The organism is Streptomyces sp. DG2A-72 (assembly GCF_030499575.1).
GTDB lineage: Bacteria > Actinomycetota > Actinomycetes > Streptomycetales > Streptomycetaceae > Streptomyces.
In genome coordinates this window covers 199,925-213,598 of sequence record NZ_JASTLC010000001.1, presented here as the reverse complement: position 1 = coordinate 213,598, position 13,674 = coordinate 199,925, and the positions used below count along the sequence as shown (strand labels likewise).

Sequence of the window (13,674 nt, the reverse complement as noted above, 5' to 3'; positions counted from 1 at the left end):
GATGAGCAGAAGATGAAGAACTCTTCATCGGAACATGGTGGCCCAGCCACACCAGGGCCGGACACCGCGCGGGCCGCGCCCTTGACAGCAGCAATCGTGGAGCCCGCCCTGCGGTGACGAATCCAGCCCACTTGCGCGTGAGCGATTCCGTAATGCGACCTGAGCGCCCAGCATCCCGCAGGCCCCCACTGTGACCGCCTGACCTGCGGCCTCGCAATTTTCCGCAAGGTCCACCCCGGATCCGGGCGCAGCCCCTCGGGGGTGTGTTCAGCAGCAGCCGGTCTGGGTGTTGCCGGTCAGGATCTGCTTGATGAGGGGGCGTCCGACCTCGTAGGCGTCGGCAACGGGCAGGACCCTCGCTGCCCTGGGGCTGCGGCTGTTCTCCGGCCCGCTGGCCAATCGCACCCGCTTCTGGTGGCTGGCGATCGCCGGGTACGCCCTGACAGCCGTCTCGGTGCCACTGCTGGGTGTGGCCGGGTGCTCTGGACGGCGTGCGCTCCGGTGATCGCCGACCGCCCGGGGACAGCGGTGCGCTCGTCGGCGAAGGACACGCTGCTGTCGCACGCCACGGCGGCGACGGGGCGTGGCCTGGGCTTCGCCGGGCACGAGGCCATGGACCAGGTGGGAGCCCCTGGTCGGTCCCCTGCTCGTGGCCGGCGTGCTCGCCGCGCCCGGTGTCGCGGTGCTGGGGCTGCTGGTATGGCTGCGGGCCAGGGTGCCGGATCCGGCAGCCGAACGGCAAGCGGCAGCGGCGTGTTCCTCCCCGCCGCCGTACCCGGCCGGAGACGGCCCGGCCTGCCCCGTCTGGAGACTGTCGCGCAGCCGTCGTAGCTCGGCCGCCTCAGGTCGTTCAACTGCAGCCGGGCCGCTTCGGTGCGGGCGTCCGGGTGCGCGGTGAAGGCCAAGTTCAGCGATTGGTACACCATCCACTGGTCGTAGGGCAGCAGTTGCCCTGCACGCGCCCGCACCTGCACCTGCACCTGCACCAGGTCAGTCGGTCGGCGTCAGCTCCCGCAGCCGGTCTCCCCGCAGGCGGCAACCGTCGCACCGGCAGGCTGCCGGCAGCCACCGCATGGTCCACAACCGGGGCCGCGGTATCGGCGCCTGACCGGCAAGCCGGACGCCGATACCGTTCACGTCAGGCCGGCGAGGTGACCGCTCCGCCGAGGTGGCGTGCGAAGAACCGGACCGCGCTGTCGGCCTCGAACCTGGGCAGCTCCTTGTGCCTGCCCGCGTTGGCGTGCAACGTCTTCTCCTTCGAGGCGAAGGCGTCGAACAACGCGAGACCGGATTGGCGTGGGATGTGCTCGTCGTCCCACTGGAGCACGAACTCGATCGGGATGGTGATCTGCGTTCAGACCGAAGTAGCCGACCGGCCCTTCGGCGCCGATCTCCGGAAGTTCCTGGAGGGCGTCCAAGGTCGCCTGCCACTCGGGTACGGCGCGTTCTGCCAGGTGGGCGTTGTAGCGGACGACGATCGGGCCTTCCGGTTCGCCCGCCGCCCTCGCCCGGTACAGCGCGGCGATCTCTTGCTCGTCGTGCGACGTGCGTGGCCGGTCGCCGTGGCCGGGCGCGTCGATGACGGCGACGTGGAAACCGCCGCTGGTCACGAGGCGGTGTGCACGGCCCGTCATCGCCGGCCACTTCTTGTGCGTGCCGCCGCCGTGCCCCATCAGCACCAGGGGCGCGCGATCGGGGCCGGGTGCGGGCGACCAGAGCACGCCGGGGACCTCGCCCACGGTGAAGTCGCGTTCGACCATGCCGTTCGACGACGACTCGCCAGTGAACTGCAGAGAGTGCATAGGTTGTTGCCTTTCGGGAGTGCCTTGTTGTCGAGGCGCTCCCGGCGACACCTACGTCAATCGCCCGACTGTGACGAAGAGAGGGAGCACCCACATGGAAACAGCGTTCATGGGTCTCACCTCCTCGGGCGATGTCACGGTCGGCAGCGAAGCTACCAGTCCGAGCATCACCCCGCCGAACCCTTTTCCCGCCACGTGATCACGACTCCAAGCAGCACACCTGGTCCGCGGTCTTCCGGGCCAGCGCGTTGTTCCCGATCGAGTTGTGCACGCTGAAGCTCACGGCGTCCGAGCGGTAGCGGTCGTCCGACCACTCCACCGGGCGCCCTTCGTGGGTCGTGGTGACCCGGCGAACGCGAAGGAGCGGGCTGGTGCGGCGCACCCTGAGCAGTTCGGCGTCCTGGGCGCCGGCCGCCACCGCGTCGATGACGTGCTCGCCGTATGCGAAGACCAGCCCTGTGTCGTCGTAGAGGCGTTGGGTGATGGACGGGCAGTCCGGCTCGATCGGCTCTACGGTGGGGGAGATCCAGTCGGCGTACACGGTCCGCTCCAGCAATACCGGTTCGCCGTCCAGGGCGCGAACCCGCAGAACGTGCAACACCGGGGCTCCGACGCGCAGTTGCAGGCGTACCGCGTCCTCCTTGGTTGCCGGGCGGTACCCCTGTGCCACCACCCGGCCGGTCGCCTCGCGCCCCATCGCGTGCGCCCACTGAGCGAAGCTGCGCAGCTCGGCGAAGCTCTGGCTGCGGCGGCTGGCCAGGACCACGCGGCGGGCGCCCTGGCGAGAACCGATGAGCCCCTCGGCGGTCAGGGCGGCGACGGCCTGGCGGACGGTGCCGCGGGAGACACCGTAGCGGGCCGCGAGGTCGGTCTCCGAGGGCAGCACACTGCCGACGGTGTACTCCTCGCGGTCGATCTCCCGCCGGAGTTCGTCGGCGATCTCCTCGTGTCGTGCCGCCATGCTTCCCCTCTGCCTAGATCGCTGTGCACAGCGTGAGCAGCCTATCGAGTTCCCAGGGGCATGGGAAATGGTCGGTAAGAATCAGGGAAGTGGAGGTCAGGGTTTCGCCGGAGTTCACGAACGCGACACCAGTGACGGGCCTACTGAGCTCAACTTGTTCAGACAAGTTATCCGCACTGCCTTCCCTCTCGTGCGCCCCCTGGAGAGACCCGTGACTGTGTCCCTGCCGAGAACAGCCGTCCTTGGCGGCTCCCTCGCCGTCGTCGCCGCCCTTGCTCTGAGTGCGTGCGGCGCCGCCCCCGACAACGCGTCCACCACCGCCGACGGCAAGAACGCCGCCACCGCCACTTCCGCCGCCGGCTTCGGCGGCATGGACGCGCTGGTGAAGGCGGCCAAGGCGGAGGGCACGCTGCACGCCATCGCGCTGCCCCGTGACTGGGCCAACTACGGCGCCCTCATCGACGGCTTCGAGAAGAAGTACGGCATCAAGGTCGAGGTCGAGAACCCGGGCGGCTCCAGCCAGGACGAGATCAACGCCGTCACCTCGCGCAAGGGCCAGGACCGTTCGCCGGACGTGCTCGACCTCGGCAGCTCCTTCGCGCTGAGCGCGGCCCAGCAGGGGCTGCTCGCGCCGTACAAGGCGGCGGCCTTCGCCGACATTCCTGCGGAGCAGAAGGACGGGCAGGGGCGCTGGTACAACGACTACGGCGGCTACATCTCCATCGGGTGCGACGCGAAGCGGGTCAAGGAGTGCCCCGAGACCTTCGCCGACCTGCTGAAGCCGCAGTACAAGGGCCAGGTCGCTCTCAACGGCAACCCGACCAAGTCGGGTTCGGCCTTCGCCGGCGTCTGGGCGGCCTCCCTCGCCGAAGGCGGTTCCTTCGACGACATTCAGCCCGGCATCGACTTCTTCGGCAAGCTCAAGAAGAACGGCAACTACACGCCCGTCGAGGCGACCCCGGCCACCGTCGAGAAGGGCGAGACGCCTATCACCATCGACTGGGACTACCTCAACGCCGGTTACGCCGAGGAGTTCAAGTCCAAGGGCGTCGACTGGACGGTGTCGGTGCCGAGCGACGGCAAGTTCTCCCAGTACTACTCCCAGGCCATCAACAAGGACGCCCCGCACCCGGCGGCCGCCCGCCTGTGGGAGGAGTACCTCTACAGCGTCGAGGGCCAGAACCTGTGGCTCAAGGGATACGCCCGCCCGGCCCTGATGCCCGCCATGGAGAAGGCCGGCACCCTCGACAAGACGGCCGCGGCCAAGCTGCCCGAGGTCTCCGGGACGCCCTCTTTCCCGACCGAGGAGCAGCAGAACAAGGCCAAGACGGTCCTCGGGCAGGGCTGGGCGAAGGCCGTCTCCGGATGACGGCCACCCTCACGCGGGTCGACGACACGGTGACCGCCGCTCCGGTGCAGCGGCGGCGCCGTGCCCTCGGCTGGCTCGCCGTCGTCCCGCTGCTCGCCTTCACCGCGCTCGCCTTCGGGCTCCCCGCCCTGGCCATGCTCGACGGCGCCTTCACCGTCAAGGACCCGGCCACGGGCGCCAGTTCGTACACCGTGGAGAACCTGAGCGCCTCGCTGCAGGGCGCGTATCTCACGGCTCTCCTCGGCAGCGTCAAGCTGTCCGCCGTTTCCGCCGCCCTGGGTGCCGTGCTCGGGCTGCCGCTCGCGCAGGCCGTGGTGACCTCCCGGTTCCGGGCGCTGCGCGAGGCCGTGCTCACCGCGTCCGGGGTCCTCGCCAACTTCGGTGGTGTCCCGCTGGCGTTCGCCTTCGTCGCCACGCTCGGCAACGCCGGTGTGCTGACCCGGCACCTGGGTCTGACGGACAAGGGCTGGGACCTTTACAGCTTTTGGGGGCTGGTGCTCGTCTATCTGTACTTCCTGATACCGCTGATGGTGCTCACCATCACCCCGGCCCTGGAGGGGCTGCGCGTGCAGTGGCGCGAGGCCGCGCAGAACAACGGTGCTACCGCGGTGCAGTACTGGCGGCACGTGGCGTTGCCGGTGCTGGCGCCTACGCTGCTGGGCGGGTTCGTGTTGCTGTTCGGCAGCGCTTTCGCCGCGTATGCCACCGCCGCCGCCATGGTGGGCAGCTCCATCCCGCTGGTCACCCTGCAGATCGCCGACGCCCTCTCCGGCAACGTCCTCGTCGGCCAGGAGAACGTGGCACTCGCCCTCAGCCTCGACATGGTCCTCGTCGCGGGCCTGGTCATGGCCGTGTACCTGCCCCTGCAACGACGGAGCGCGCGATGGCTCGCCTGAACCTGTGGCGGTGGGGTGTGCTCGGCCTCGCCGGACTGTACTTCCTGGTGCCGCTGGCCGCGTCCGTGGTCTTCACGGTCGACGTGCCCGGGCAGGGCATCACCTTCGACGCCTACGGTCAGATTTTCTCCACCGACGGCTTCGTCTCCAGCCTGCTGCTCTCGTTGGAGCTCGCCGCCGTCACCATCGCCATCGTGCTGTTGCTGATGGTGCCCGCCATGGTCGCGCTGCGGCTCGGCGCGCCCCGGCTGCGGCCGGTCGTCGAGGTGGTGTGCTCGCTGCCGCTGGTCGTGCCGCCCATCGCGTTCGTCGCCGGCATCGGGACGGTGCTGAAGTGGGGGCCCGAACACCTCTCGCGCACCCCGCTGTTCCAGACCTTCGTCGCCATCCAGAACCCGGACTTCCCGTTCGTCCTCGTCCTGGCCTACGTCGTGATGGCGCTGCCCTTCGTGTACCGCGCCCTGGACGCCGGACTGCGCGCCATCGACGTATCCACCCTCGTCGAGGCCGCCCGCAGCTGCGGGGCCGGCTGGCCGCAGGCGCTCGTCCAGGCCGTCCTGCCCAACCTGCGCGGCGCCCTGCTCAACGCCTCCTTCCTCACGCTGGCCCTGGTGCTCGGCGAGTTCACGGTCGCGCAGCTGCTGGGCTTTACGCCCTTCGCCGTGTGGATCGTGAACGTCAGCGGCTCCAACGCTCAGCTCTCCGTCGCAGTGTCCGTGCTCAGTCTGCTCGTCACCTGGGCCATGCTCCTCGCGCTCACCACAATCGGCGGGCGCTCCCGAACCGCTTCCCGGGGATGAACCATGACCGTCACCACGCTTGAGAAGACGGCCGCCGCTCAGAAGGCGGCTACCGTCGAGTTCCGGGGCCTGCGCCGCGAGTTCGGCACGACCGTCGCCCTGGACGGCCTTGACCTGACCGTGCGGCCGGGGGAGTTCCTGGCCCTGCTCGGTCCGTCCGGCTGCGGCAAGACCACCGCGCTGCGCATGCTCGCCGGGTTCGAACACCCCGATGCCGGCGAGGTGCTGGTCGACGGCGAGGACGTCACCCGCGTCCCGGCCCACCGCCGCGACGCCGGGATGGTCTTCCAGTCGTACAGCCTCTTCCCGCACCTCAGCGCTCTCGACAACGTGGCCTTCGGGCTGCGGATGCGCAAGGTGCCTACGGCCGAACGGCGGGCGCGTGCCGCCGAGTTGCTGGACCTGGTGGGCCTCGCCGACAAGGGCGAACGCTTCCCGCACCAGCTTTCCGGCGGTCAGCAGCAGCGCATCGCTCTGGCCCGCGCCCTCGCCCTGCGCCCACGCGTGCTCCTCCTCGACGAACCGCTGTCGGCACTCGACGCCAAGGTCCGTCTCACCCTGCGCGAGGAGATCCGCCGCCTGCAGCAGGAGCTCGGCATCACCACTCTGTTCGTGACGCACGACCAGGAAGAGGCCCTGTCGATCGCCGACCGGGTCGCCGTCATGCGAGCCGGGAGGCTCGAACAGTGCGCGGCCCCAGCCGAGTTGTACGCACGACCCGCCACCGCCTTCGTCGCCGAGTTCGTCGGCACGATGAGCCGGATTCCCGGGCTTGTGAAGGGCGCTGCGGTCGAAGCGCTCGGGCAGCGGCTGCCGGTCGACGGTGAGGCGCCGGCCGCGACGGAGGTCGATGTGCTGGTGCGGCCGGAGGCGGTGAACGTCTCGGCGGACGTGTCCGGCGACGCACTGGTGGTGGCCACGGCGTTCCTCGGGGCGGCCACGCGGCTGACCGTCCGGCTCACCGACGGAACCGAGGTGAAGGCCGATGTGCCCACGTACGAGGCGGCCGGACTCGGGGCGGGAACCGCCGTACGGCTCTCCCTCCCGCAGCGGCCGGTCCTCGTCGCCGAACGTACGGACTGATCTCCCGCCGCCGCAGCGCACACCGCATCCCCCCACACCTTGTGAGAGAGAGCACCCATGCCCCAACAGCAGCTCCAGGCGGTCCTGTTCGACATGGACGGCACGCTCGTCGACACCGAGCGGCTGTGGTGGCAGGCAGTGGAACAGATCGCGGGCGGACTCGGCAGGCGGCTGACCGAGGCGGACCAGCCGGAGGTGCTCGGACGCCCCGTCGAGCACACCGCCGCCTGGCTCGCCGGAGCCACGGGAACCCCGGTGGCGGAGATCGCCCACGAGCTGCACCGGGAGTTCGCAGACCGCGTCCGCACCGGTATCGTGCCGCGCCCCGGCGCCCTGGAGCTGCTCGACGCCCTGGCCCGTGAGGGCGTACCCACCGCCCTGGTCACGGCATCTGCCCGAGCCGTCGCCGATACCGTGCTCGACGCCCTCGGCGCCGGACGGTTCGCGGTCACCGTCACCGCCGACGACACCGAGCGCGCCAAACCCGCCCCCGATCCCTACCTCACCGCCTGCCGTGCCCTCGGCGTCGACCCGACCCGCTGCGTCGCGGTCGAGGACACTCACACCGGTGCCAGCTCGGCCGAGGCCGCCGGGTGCGCCGTTCTCGTGGTCCCCTCGCTGGCACCGATCGCCGCGGCACCCAGGCGGAGCGTGCTCACCAGCCTCGTCGGGGTCACCCCGGAACACCTGCGCGCCCTGGTCGCGTACGAACTGCGCGTCATGAGCTGGAACCTGTGGCACGGCGGCACGAAGGTCGACGACCACCGGGCCAAGCAACTCAAGGCCATCCTGGAGACCGGCGCCGACATCGTCGGCCTCCAGGAGACGGCAGGTACCGCAGCCCAGGAACTGGCCGAGGCCCTCGGCTGGTACCACCACCGGGCCGGCGAGAACCTCGGCATCATCAGCCGGCACCCCATCGTCGCCCACTTCGGCGACCAGCACGTCGGCTTCTACGGTGCGGCCGGGGTACGGGTCAGGGTCGCTCCGGGCCGGGAGGTCGACATCTGGACGGCCCATCTCGACTACACGCCGTACGGGCCCTACGAGGCAGCCTTCGACGTGCTCCCGGCCGCCGACCTGATCGCCCACGAGGAGGTGCGGCTCGCACAGATGCGGGACGCTCTGCGCAGGATCGCCGCATCGGCCGACGACACCACCCCGGTCGTGCTCGTCGGCGACATGAACAGCCCCTCCCACCTGGACTGGCCGGACGTCGCGTGGCCGGTGACGAAGGCCGCCGAGGAGGCGGGCCTGCGCGACTCCTACCGCGAGGCCCATCCGGATCCGGCGAAGCACCCCGGCCACACCTGGTCGCCGATCCACTCCGTGCACGAGGACGGCAGCGGACGCCCCGAACCACAGGACCGCATCGACTACGTTCTCCACAACGGCGAGGGCCTTCGGGTCCTCGACTCCACGACCTTCGTCAGCGGCACCCCGCGCAGCTGGCCCGACGTCACCGGCAACGACTGGCCCTCGGACCACGCGGCAGTGATCACCACCTTCGCCCTGGACCACGCCGTGGACCGGCTGCGTCCGATCCAGGACCGGTGATCCGACGCAGGGACGGGGCGGAGGGGTCGGCTCCGGGAGTGGGCCGAAAGGCGGACGGAGTGAGGCGGCGGGGGATGGCCAGACCACCACGTCCCCGACGCCGACCGACACCCCACGCCCGCGACCACCCCCACCGACTCGGGATCGGCGTCCCTCTCGACGAGCGCGTCCGTCGCCCACCGCGCCCTCCGCTCCGCCGTCCACCGTGCCTCAGCCGCCGATCACCTCGCGTGCCGACTGGGGTGCGGACGAGTCGCTCAGCCCCGACCCGTTGGAGTGCAACACGGACGTCAAGGTCGGCTTCGTCCGCCATACCGCTGGCGCAACGACTACTCCTGCGCCGAATCGGCGTCGGCCGTGCGGGGCATCTACGCCTACCACATTCGAGGGCCGCAAGGGCGGCATCGACCTGCCGGTGCTCGGCGCCCACACTTACGGCTGGAACCGGGAATCCACGGGCATCGCGGTGCTGGGTGACTACGCCTCCACCGGCGCCTCCAACGCCGCGCTGGCCTCCGTCGCCCGCGTGGCGGCCTGGAAGCTCGGCCAGTACGGCCCCGGAACCGCTCAGCTCACCGCAGGCGCGAGCCAGAAGAACTACGCTGGCACCAGCTTCACCGCGGGCAGCACGTACACGTTCAAGCGGATCTCCGGTCACCGTGACGGTTACAGCACCGAGTGCCCCGGTAACTCCCTCTACGCCCAGCTGCCGACCATCCGCACCTGGGCGGCCGGCCCGGTTCAGGGTCTGAAGGTCACCTCGGTCGCCAGCGCCACTCTGGCGGGCTCGACGTACTGCACGAAGGGCGCCATCACCGCGCGCTGGACGGCCACCACGCCGTCCTCGCTCATCAAGAGCTTCCAGCTGCTGGTCGACGGCAAGACCGTCGCCACCACCTCGGGCACCGCCACCTCCGCCAGTGCAACCCTGGCCCTGGGCAGCCACACCGTCGCCGTGCGGGCCGTGCACCACTCCGAAGCTGTCGCTGCGCAGCGGCACCGTCAACACCACCGCCGTGCCGGTCACGCTCGGTGAGAAGGCCGCGGACAACGCCCCTCTGCGCTACGTGAAGCTGCTCTCGCCCACCACGGCCACCTACGGCCCGCCCACCACCAGCGACAGCAAGACCGCCAAGTCCGGCACCGCCACCACCTGGTCGATGCGGGCCTACGACTACGCCGGCAACTACTGAAGTCCTCCACGACCCTGTACCGGCAGGCGATCTGGACCAAGACCTGGTCGAGCAGCGCCAAGCACACCGTCAAGATCGTCGTGGTCGGCACCAGCGGCCGTCCGACCATCACCACCGACGGCCTTGTGTACATCAAGTAGCCCTTCCCTTCGGTAAGAGCAGCCCAGAACCTGGCGGGACCCGACTGCAGTCGGGCCCCGCTTGTTGCGACTCGGTGACGCGACACCTGTGTGGATGCGAGCCACCTCGGCAGGACGGTGCCGTTCGATGCCTTGGGCGGCGGCTGGCGTGCTGGCCTGTGTGCCCTGCCGTCGCCTACGTGCGGTGCCCAGGTGAGGTGGGCGGTTGTCGCCCCGGCCCTGTGCTCGAATTGCGGGCGGTGCCGGGCTGAACGAGACTGAAACGTGGTGGGTGAGTGCCCGCCTCGACGGTGTTGATTCGAAGCGCACACGGGTCCACGCACGCCTCCGGGGGGTCCGCTCGGACGTCGCGCGTCCCATCCGTCCGCGAGGTCACGATCTTTCCGGTTCTCCCAATGGGGTGTTCAGCCATGGGCGGTATCGACGGAACGGCTCTCCAGAGCCTGCGCGAGGCACTGCGGGGATCTGTCCTCGCTCCCCAGAACCCGGGCTATGACGAGGCCCGAAGCATCTACAACGCCATGATCGACCGGCGGCCCGCCGCCATCGCGCAGTGTGTCGACGCCGCGGACGTGAAGGCCACGATCGCCTTCGCCCAGGACGCCGGCGTGGAGCTCGCGGTGCGCGGCGGCGGCCACAGCGGGCCGGGTCTGTGCCTGGTCGACGACGGGCTGGTGCTCGACCTGTCACCGATGCGCTGGGTGCGCGTGGACCCGGCGACGAGCACCGTGCGGGTGGGCGGCGGCAGTCAGCTCGGTGACGTGGACCACGCAACCCACGCATTCGGCCTCGGCGTGCCGGCCGGCATCATGTCGACCACCGGGGTGGGCGGCCTCACCCTGGGCGGCGGCCACGGTCATCTCACCCGCAAGTACGCACTGACGATCGACAGCCTGCTGTCCGCCGACGTCGTCCTCGCCGACGGCACCTTCGTCACCGCATCGGAGAAGGACCACCCGGACCTGTTCTGGGCACTGCGGGGAGGCGGCGGGAACTTCGGCGTGATCACATCGTTCAACTTCCGCCTGCATCCGGTGCACACGGTCGGGGTCGCGGTGACGGTGTGGCCCATCGACCGCACCGGGGAGGTGCTGCGCTGGTACCGGGAGTTCCTGCCCGCTGCACCGGAGGACCTCAGCGGCTTCTTCGCCGTGCTCGTCGTGCCGCCCGGGCCACCGTTCCCGGAGCCGATCCACGGGCAGAAGGTGTGCGGCGTGGTGTGGTGCTACACCGGTGACCTCGAAGCCAACCGCCTGGAGGAGATGCTGTCCGCGGTGAACGAACCGGCGCCGCCCGCCTTCCACTTCACGACCCCCATGCCCTACCCCGGCCTGCAGACCATGTTCGACGAACTGATCCCCAAGGGACTGCAGTGGTACTGGCGCGGCGACTTCTTCGACAGCATCTCCGACGCCGCGATCGAGGTGCACCAGCGGTACGGGGAGAACATCCCCACCGATCTGTCGACGATGCACCTGTACCCGGTGGACGGGGCGGCCCACCGGGTAAGTGCCGACGACACGGCGTGGGCGTACCGGGACGCCGTCTGGTCGGGCGTGATCGGCGGAATCGACCCCGACCCCGCCAACGCCGACGTGATCCGGCAGTGGTGCGTCGATTACTGGACCGATCTGCACCCGCACTCCATGGGCGGCTCCTACATCAACTTCCTGGGAGAGCAGGAGGGCCCGGAGCGAGTGAGAAGCACTTACCGCGGCAACTACGACAGGCTGGCGTCGGTCAAGCGCGCCTACGACCCGGACAACTTCTTCCGCGCCAACCAGAACATCCCGCCGTCAGCCGCATGATGCCGGGTCCATGCCCCGCGACCGGTCCGAACCGGCGCCGCCCGCTGAGCTGCGAGCGGTTCACACGCTCGGGGTGCTGCCTCCGGCGCGTGTCCTGCGGCGGTGCAGGGCGAACCCGGCAGTTGCCGCACCCGCGGTCAGAAGCCCTGCGGCGAGGGTGATGGGCAGGGCCGGGGATGCGGGGCTGCTGTCGGCGACGTTCTGGGCCTTGAGGTCTTGGACGTACGGCGGGTACGCGGCCTGGGTGGAGGCGGACGCCGGCGTCTGGGCACAGTGCGGGATCTTCTTCACCGACTTGACCGAGCCGTCCGAGTTGAGCAGCACCTGCCGGTTGTTGGGGTGCCGGAAGTCGAACATGTGGGTGAGGGTGCCGGCGCGGCGGTCGAAGGAGGCGTCGCCGATGCGGCCGGTGTGCCAGTTGTCCTCGATGAACTGGGTGATCGACGCCTGCTCGGTGGGAGTGCGGTCGACCGAATTGACCTTGCTGTAGGGGGAGATGACCAGCAGCGGCTGGCGGGTGCCGGGGCCGCAGCGGTCCGCGTAGCCGCCCGCGGCAGCCGGGCCGGCCTGGCAGGCGGGGCTGTCGAGGGCCTTGCCGTTGGAGCCGACGGTGGAGTCCTTCGAGCCGTTGAGCACCTTCGAGGTGACGTGGTCGTACCAGCCGTCGGAGTCGTCGTAGGCGACCACGACGGCGGTGGACTTCCACTCGGGGGACTGCTGCAGGGCGTTGATCTCCTTGACGAGGAAGTGCTGCTCGTCGACCGGGTCGGAGTAACCGGCGTGGCCGTCCTGGTACTCGGCGGCCTTGAGGAAGCTGACCGCGGGGAGGTGGCCGGTCTTGAGGGCGGCGTCGAAGTCGGCCAGGTCGTAGTTGTGGTTGGCGCGGCCGTTGTGCCCGATCTCGGCGATGTTCTTCGGGGCGAGGTGGTGTGGGTTGGCCGTGGACTTGTAGTACTCGAAGGGCGAGTGGTGGGGGCTGTAGTCCTCCACCGCCGCGCCGCCGACGTTGGTGTGTGCGGTGCCTCCGCACTCGGCGTAGTCGCCCTGCTTACCGTCCCACGGGGTGCTGGGCCGGAAGCCGCCCTGGAACCAACCCCACGTCACGCCCTTGGCGTTGAGCAGGTCGCCGATGTTCCTGCCCTGCATCGCGGCGAGCGCGTTGGTGCTGGTGTGGTCCTTGTCGGAGCAGTCGTCGTAGGCGGGGTCGGGGTCGTTGGTGACCGTGCCGACGCCCTGGGAGTTCGGGGAGACGACGGTGTACGAGTCAGGGGTCTTGGTCTGCTTCGGGTTTTCGGTGCCGGAGGCGGGGTCGACGGAGATGACGCCGTGGGTCTGGCCGGAGACCAGGCTGAGGGCGCCGGGGGTGGAGGGGCCGTAGACCGAGCTGAAGGACCTCTCGTTGAGGGTGTAGTGCTGGGCGTAGTTCCACAGGGCGGTGACGGTGTTGCCGTCGTAGTAGTCCATCACCAGGCCGGGTTCGCCGAACAGGCCGGTGCACTTGCTGACTTCGGTGTTCTCGACGTACTTGTCGGCCTTGCCGCCGTCGGCCGCGTACTGCTCGGGGCCGTAGGAGTGGTTCTGGTCGCAGGTCATGGCCTGTGAGCCGGAAAGCCGCTTGGGGGCGTACAGGTTCGGGTTCTTCGTCAGCAGCCCGGCGGTGCGGAGGTTGTCGGTCTTCGGGGTGTGGGCCGCGGCCTTGAACGTGGTGCCGTCGGTGTTGGCGGCCTGGGGGTACGTGGCGAAGTAGTGGTCGAATGACACGTTCTCGTCGTAGATCACCACCACGTGCTTGATCGGCGTCGCCGTGCGCGTGCCCAAGAGGCCGTGACCGCCGTGCGCCGAGGCTGCCGACGCGGGGACGGCGCCGCTCGCGGTCGCCAGGGCGGCGGCGCCGAGCAGAGCGCCCACGCGAGCCAACCGGCGTCGCGTGCCTGGGATTCTTCCTGTGCCGATCATGCTGTCTCGCCTTCCGAGAGCACTGAGTTCCGCTGCCACGACGTAGGTGGCCATGGCGTCTACCACGGGATCTTGGGCAATCGTGGCGGCGGGGCGGGGGAGCGGCAAC

General features: G+C 69.9%; 9 protein-coding genes and 2 pseudogenes. 7 read left to right on the top strand and 4 right to left on the bottom strand.

Features of this window, described 5'->3' with window-relative positions:
• Positions 1-267 precede the first annotated feature (267 nt).
• The 3 genes and pseudogenes from QQY66_RS01135 to QQY66_RS01125 all read right to left on the bottom strand — a co-directional run bounded on the left by QQY66_RS01135 (position 268) and on the right by QQY66_RS01125 (position 2,763).
• The gene (locus QQY66_RS01135; RefSeq protein WP_301977128.1) at positions 268-405 is read right to left on the bottom strand and encodes a hypothetical protein; all 138 of its coding nucleotides are present in this window, start codon (positions 403-405) and stop codon (positions 268-270) included.
• Positions 406-1,138: 733 nt separating this feature from the next.
• A pseudogene (locus QQY66_RS01130) lies at positions 1,139-1,802 on the bottom strand (alpha/beta hydrolase family protein).
• A 199-nt stretch (positions 1,803-2,001) separates the two neighbouring features.
• Complete coding sequence (locus tag QQY66_RS01125) at positions 2,002-2,763, bottom strand: GntR family transcriptional regulator (RefSeq protein ID WP_301977127.1); 762 nt, start codon at positions 2,761-2,763, stop codon at positions 2,002-2,004.
• A 211-nt stretch (positions 2,764-2,974) separates the two neighbouring features.
• Between QQY66_RS01125 and QQY66_RS01120 the strand changes: the two genes are divergently transcribed.
• The 7 genes and pseudogenes from QQY66_RS01120 to QQY66_RS01090 all read left to right on the top strand — a co-directional run bounded on the left by QQY66_RS01120 (position 2,975) and on the right by QQY66_RS01090 (position 11,609).
• Positions 2,975-4,132, top strand: a complete 1,158-nt coding sequence (locus QQY66_RS01120; RefSeq protein ID WP_301977126.1) for an ABC transporter substrate-binding protein — start codon at positions 2,975-2,977, stop codon at positions 4,130-4,132.
• Complete coding sequence (locus tag QQY66_RS01115; RefSeq protein ID WP_301977124.1) at positions 4,129-5,028, top strand: ABC transporter permease subunit; 900 nt, start codon at positions 4,129-4,131, stop codon at positions 5,026-5,028. The genes QQY66_RS01120 and QQY66_RS01115 overlap by 4 nt, the downstream gene beginning before the upstream one ends.
• Positions 5,016-5,828, top strand: coding sequence for an ABC transporter permease (locus tag QQY66_RS01110; protein WP_301977123.1), 813 nt, complete (start codon positions 5,016-5,018; stop codon positions 5,826-5,828). Before QQY66_RS01115 ends, QQY66_RS01110 begins: the two co-directional genes overlap by 13 nt.
• Before the next feature lie 3 nt (positions 5,829-5,831).
• On the top strand, positions 5,832-6,911 hold the full coding sequence (locus QQY66_RS01105) for an ABC transporter ATP-binding protein (RefSeq protein WP_301977122.1): 1,080 nt from the start codon (positions 5,832-5,834) through the stop codon (positions 6,909-6,911).
• A gap of 57 nt (positions 6,912-6,968) precedes the next feature.
• Positions 6,969-8,468 (top strand): HAD-IA family hydrolase, encoded by a 1,500-nt coding sequence (locus QQY66_RS01100; protein ID WP_301977121.1) that lies wholly within the window; start codon positions 6,969-6,971, stop codon positions 8,466-8,468.
• A gap of 169 nt (positions 8,469-8,637) precedes the next feature.
• Positions 8,638-9,801 (top strand): annotated as a pseudogene (locus tag QQY66_RS01095) (N-acetylmuramoyl-L-alanine amidase); the annotation flags it as partial.
• A 410-nt stretch (positions 9,802-10,211) separates the two neighbouring features.
• Positions 10,212-11,609 carry an FAD-binding oxidoreductase gene (locus QQY66_RS01090; RefSeq protein ID WP_301977120.1) on the top strand — a complete coding sequence of 466 codons (1,398 nt, stop codon included), beginning with the start codon at positions 10,212-10,214 and terminating at the stop codon, positions 11,607-11,609.
• A 60-nt stretch (positions 11,610-11,669) separates the two neighbouring features.
• On the opposite strand, the gene QQY66_RS01085 is transcribed toward QQY66_RS01090, so the two are convergent.
• The gene (locus QQY66_RS01085; protein WP_301977119.1) at positions 11,670-13,565 is read right to left on the bottom strand and encodes a phospholipase C; all 1,896 of its coding nucleotides are present in this window, start codon (positions 13,563-13,565) and stop codon (positions 11,670-11,672) included.
• Between the last annotated feature and the right edge of the window lie 109 nt (positions 13,566-13,674).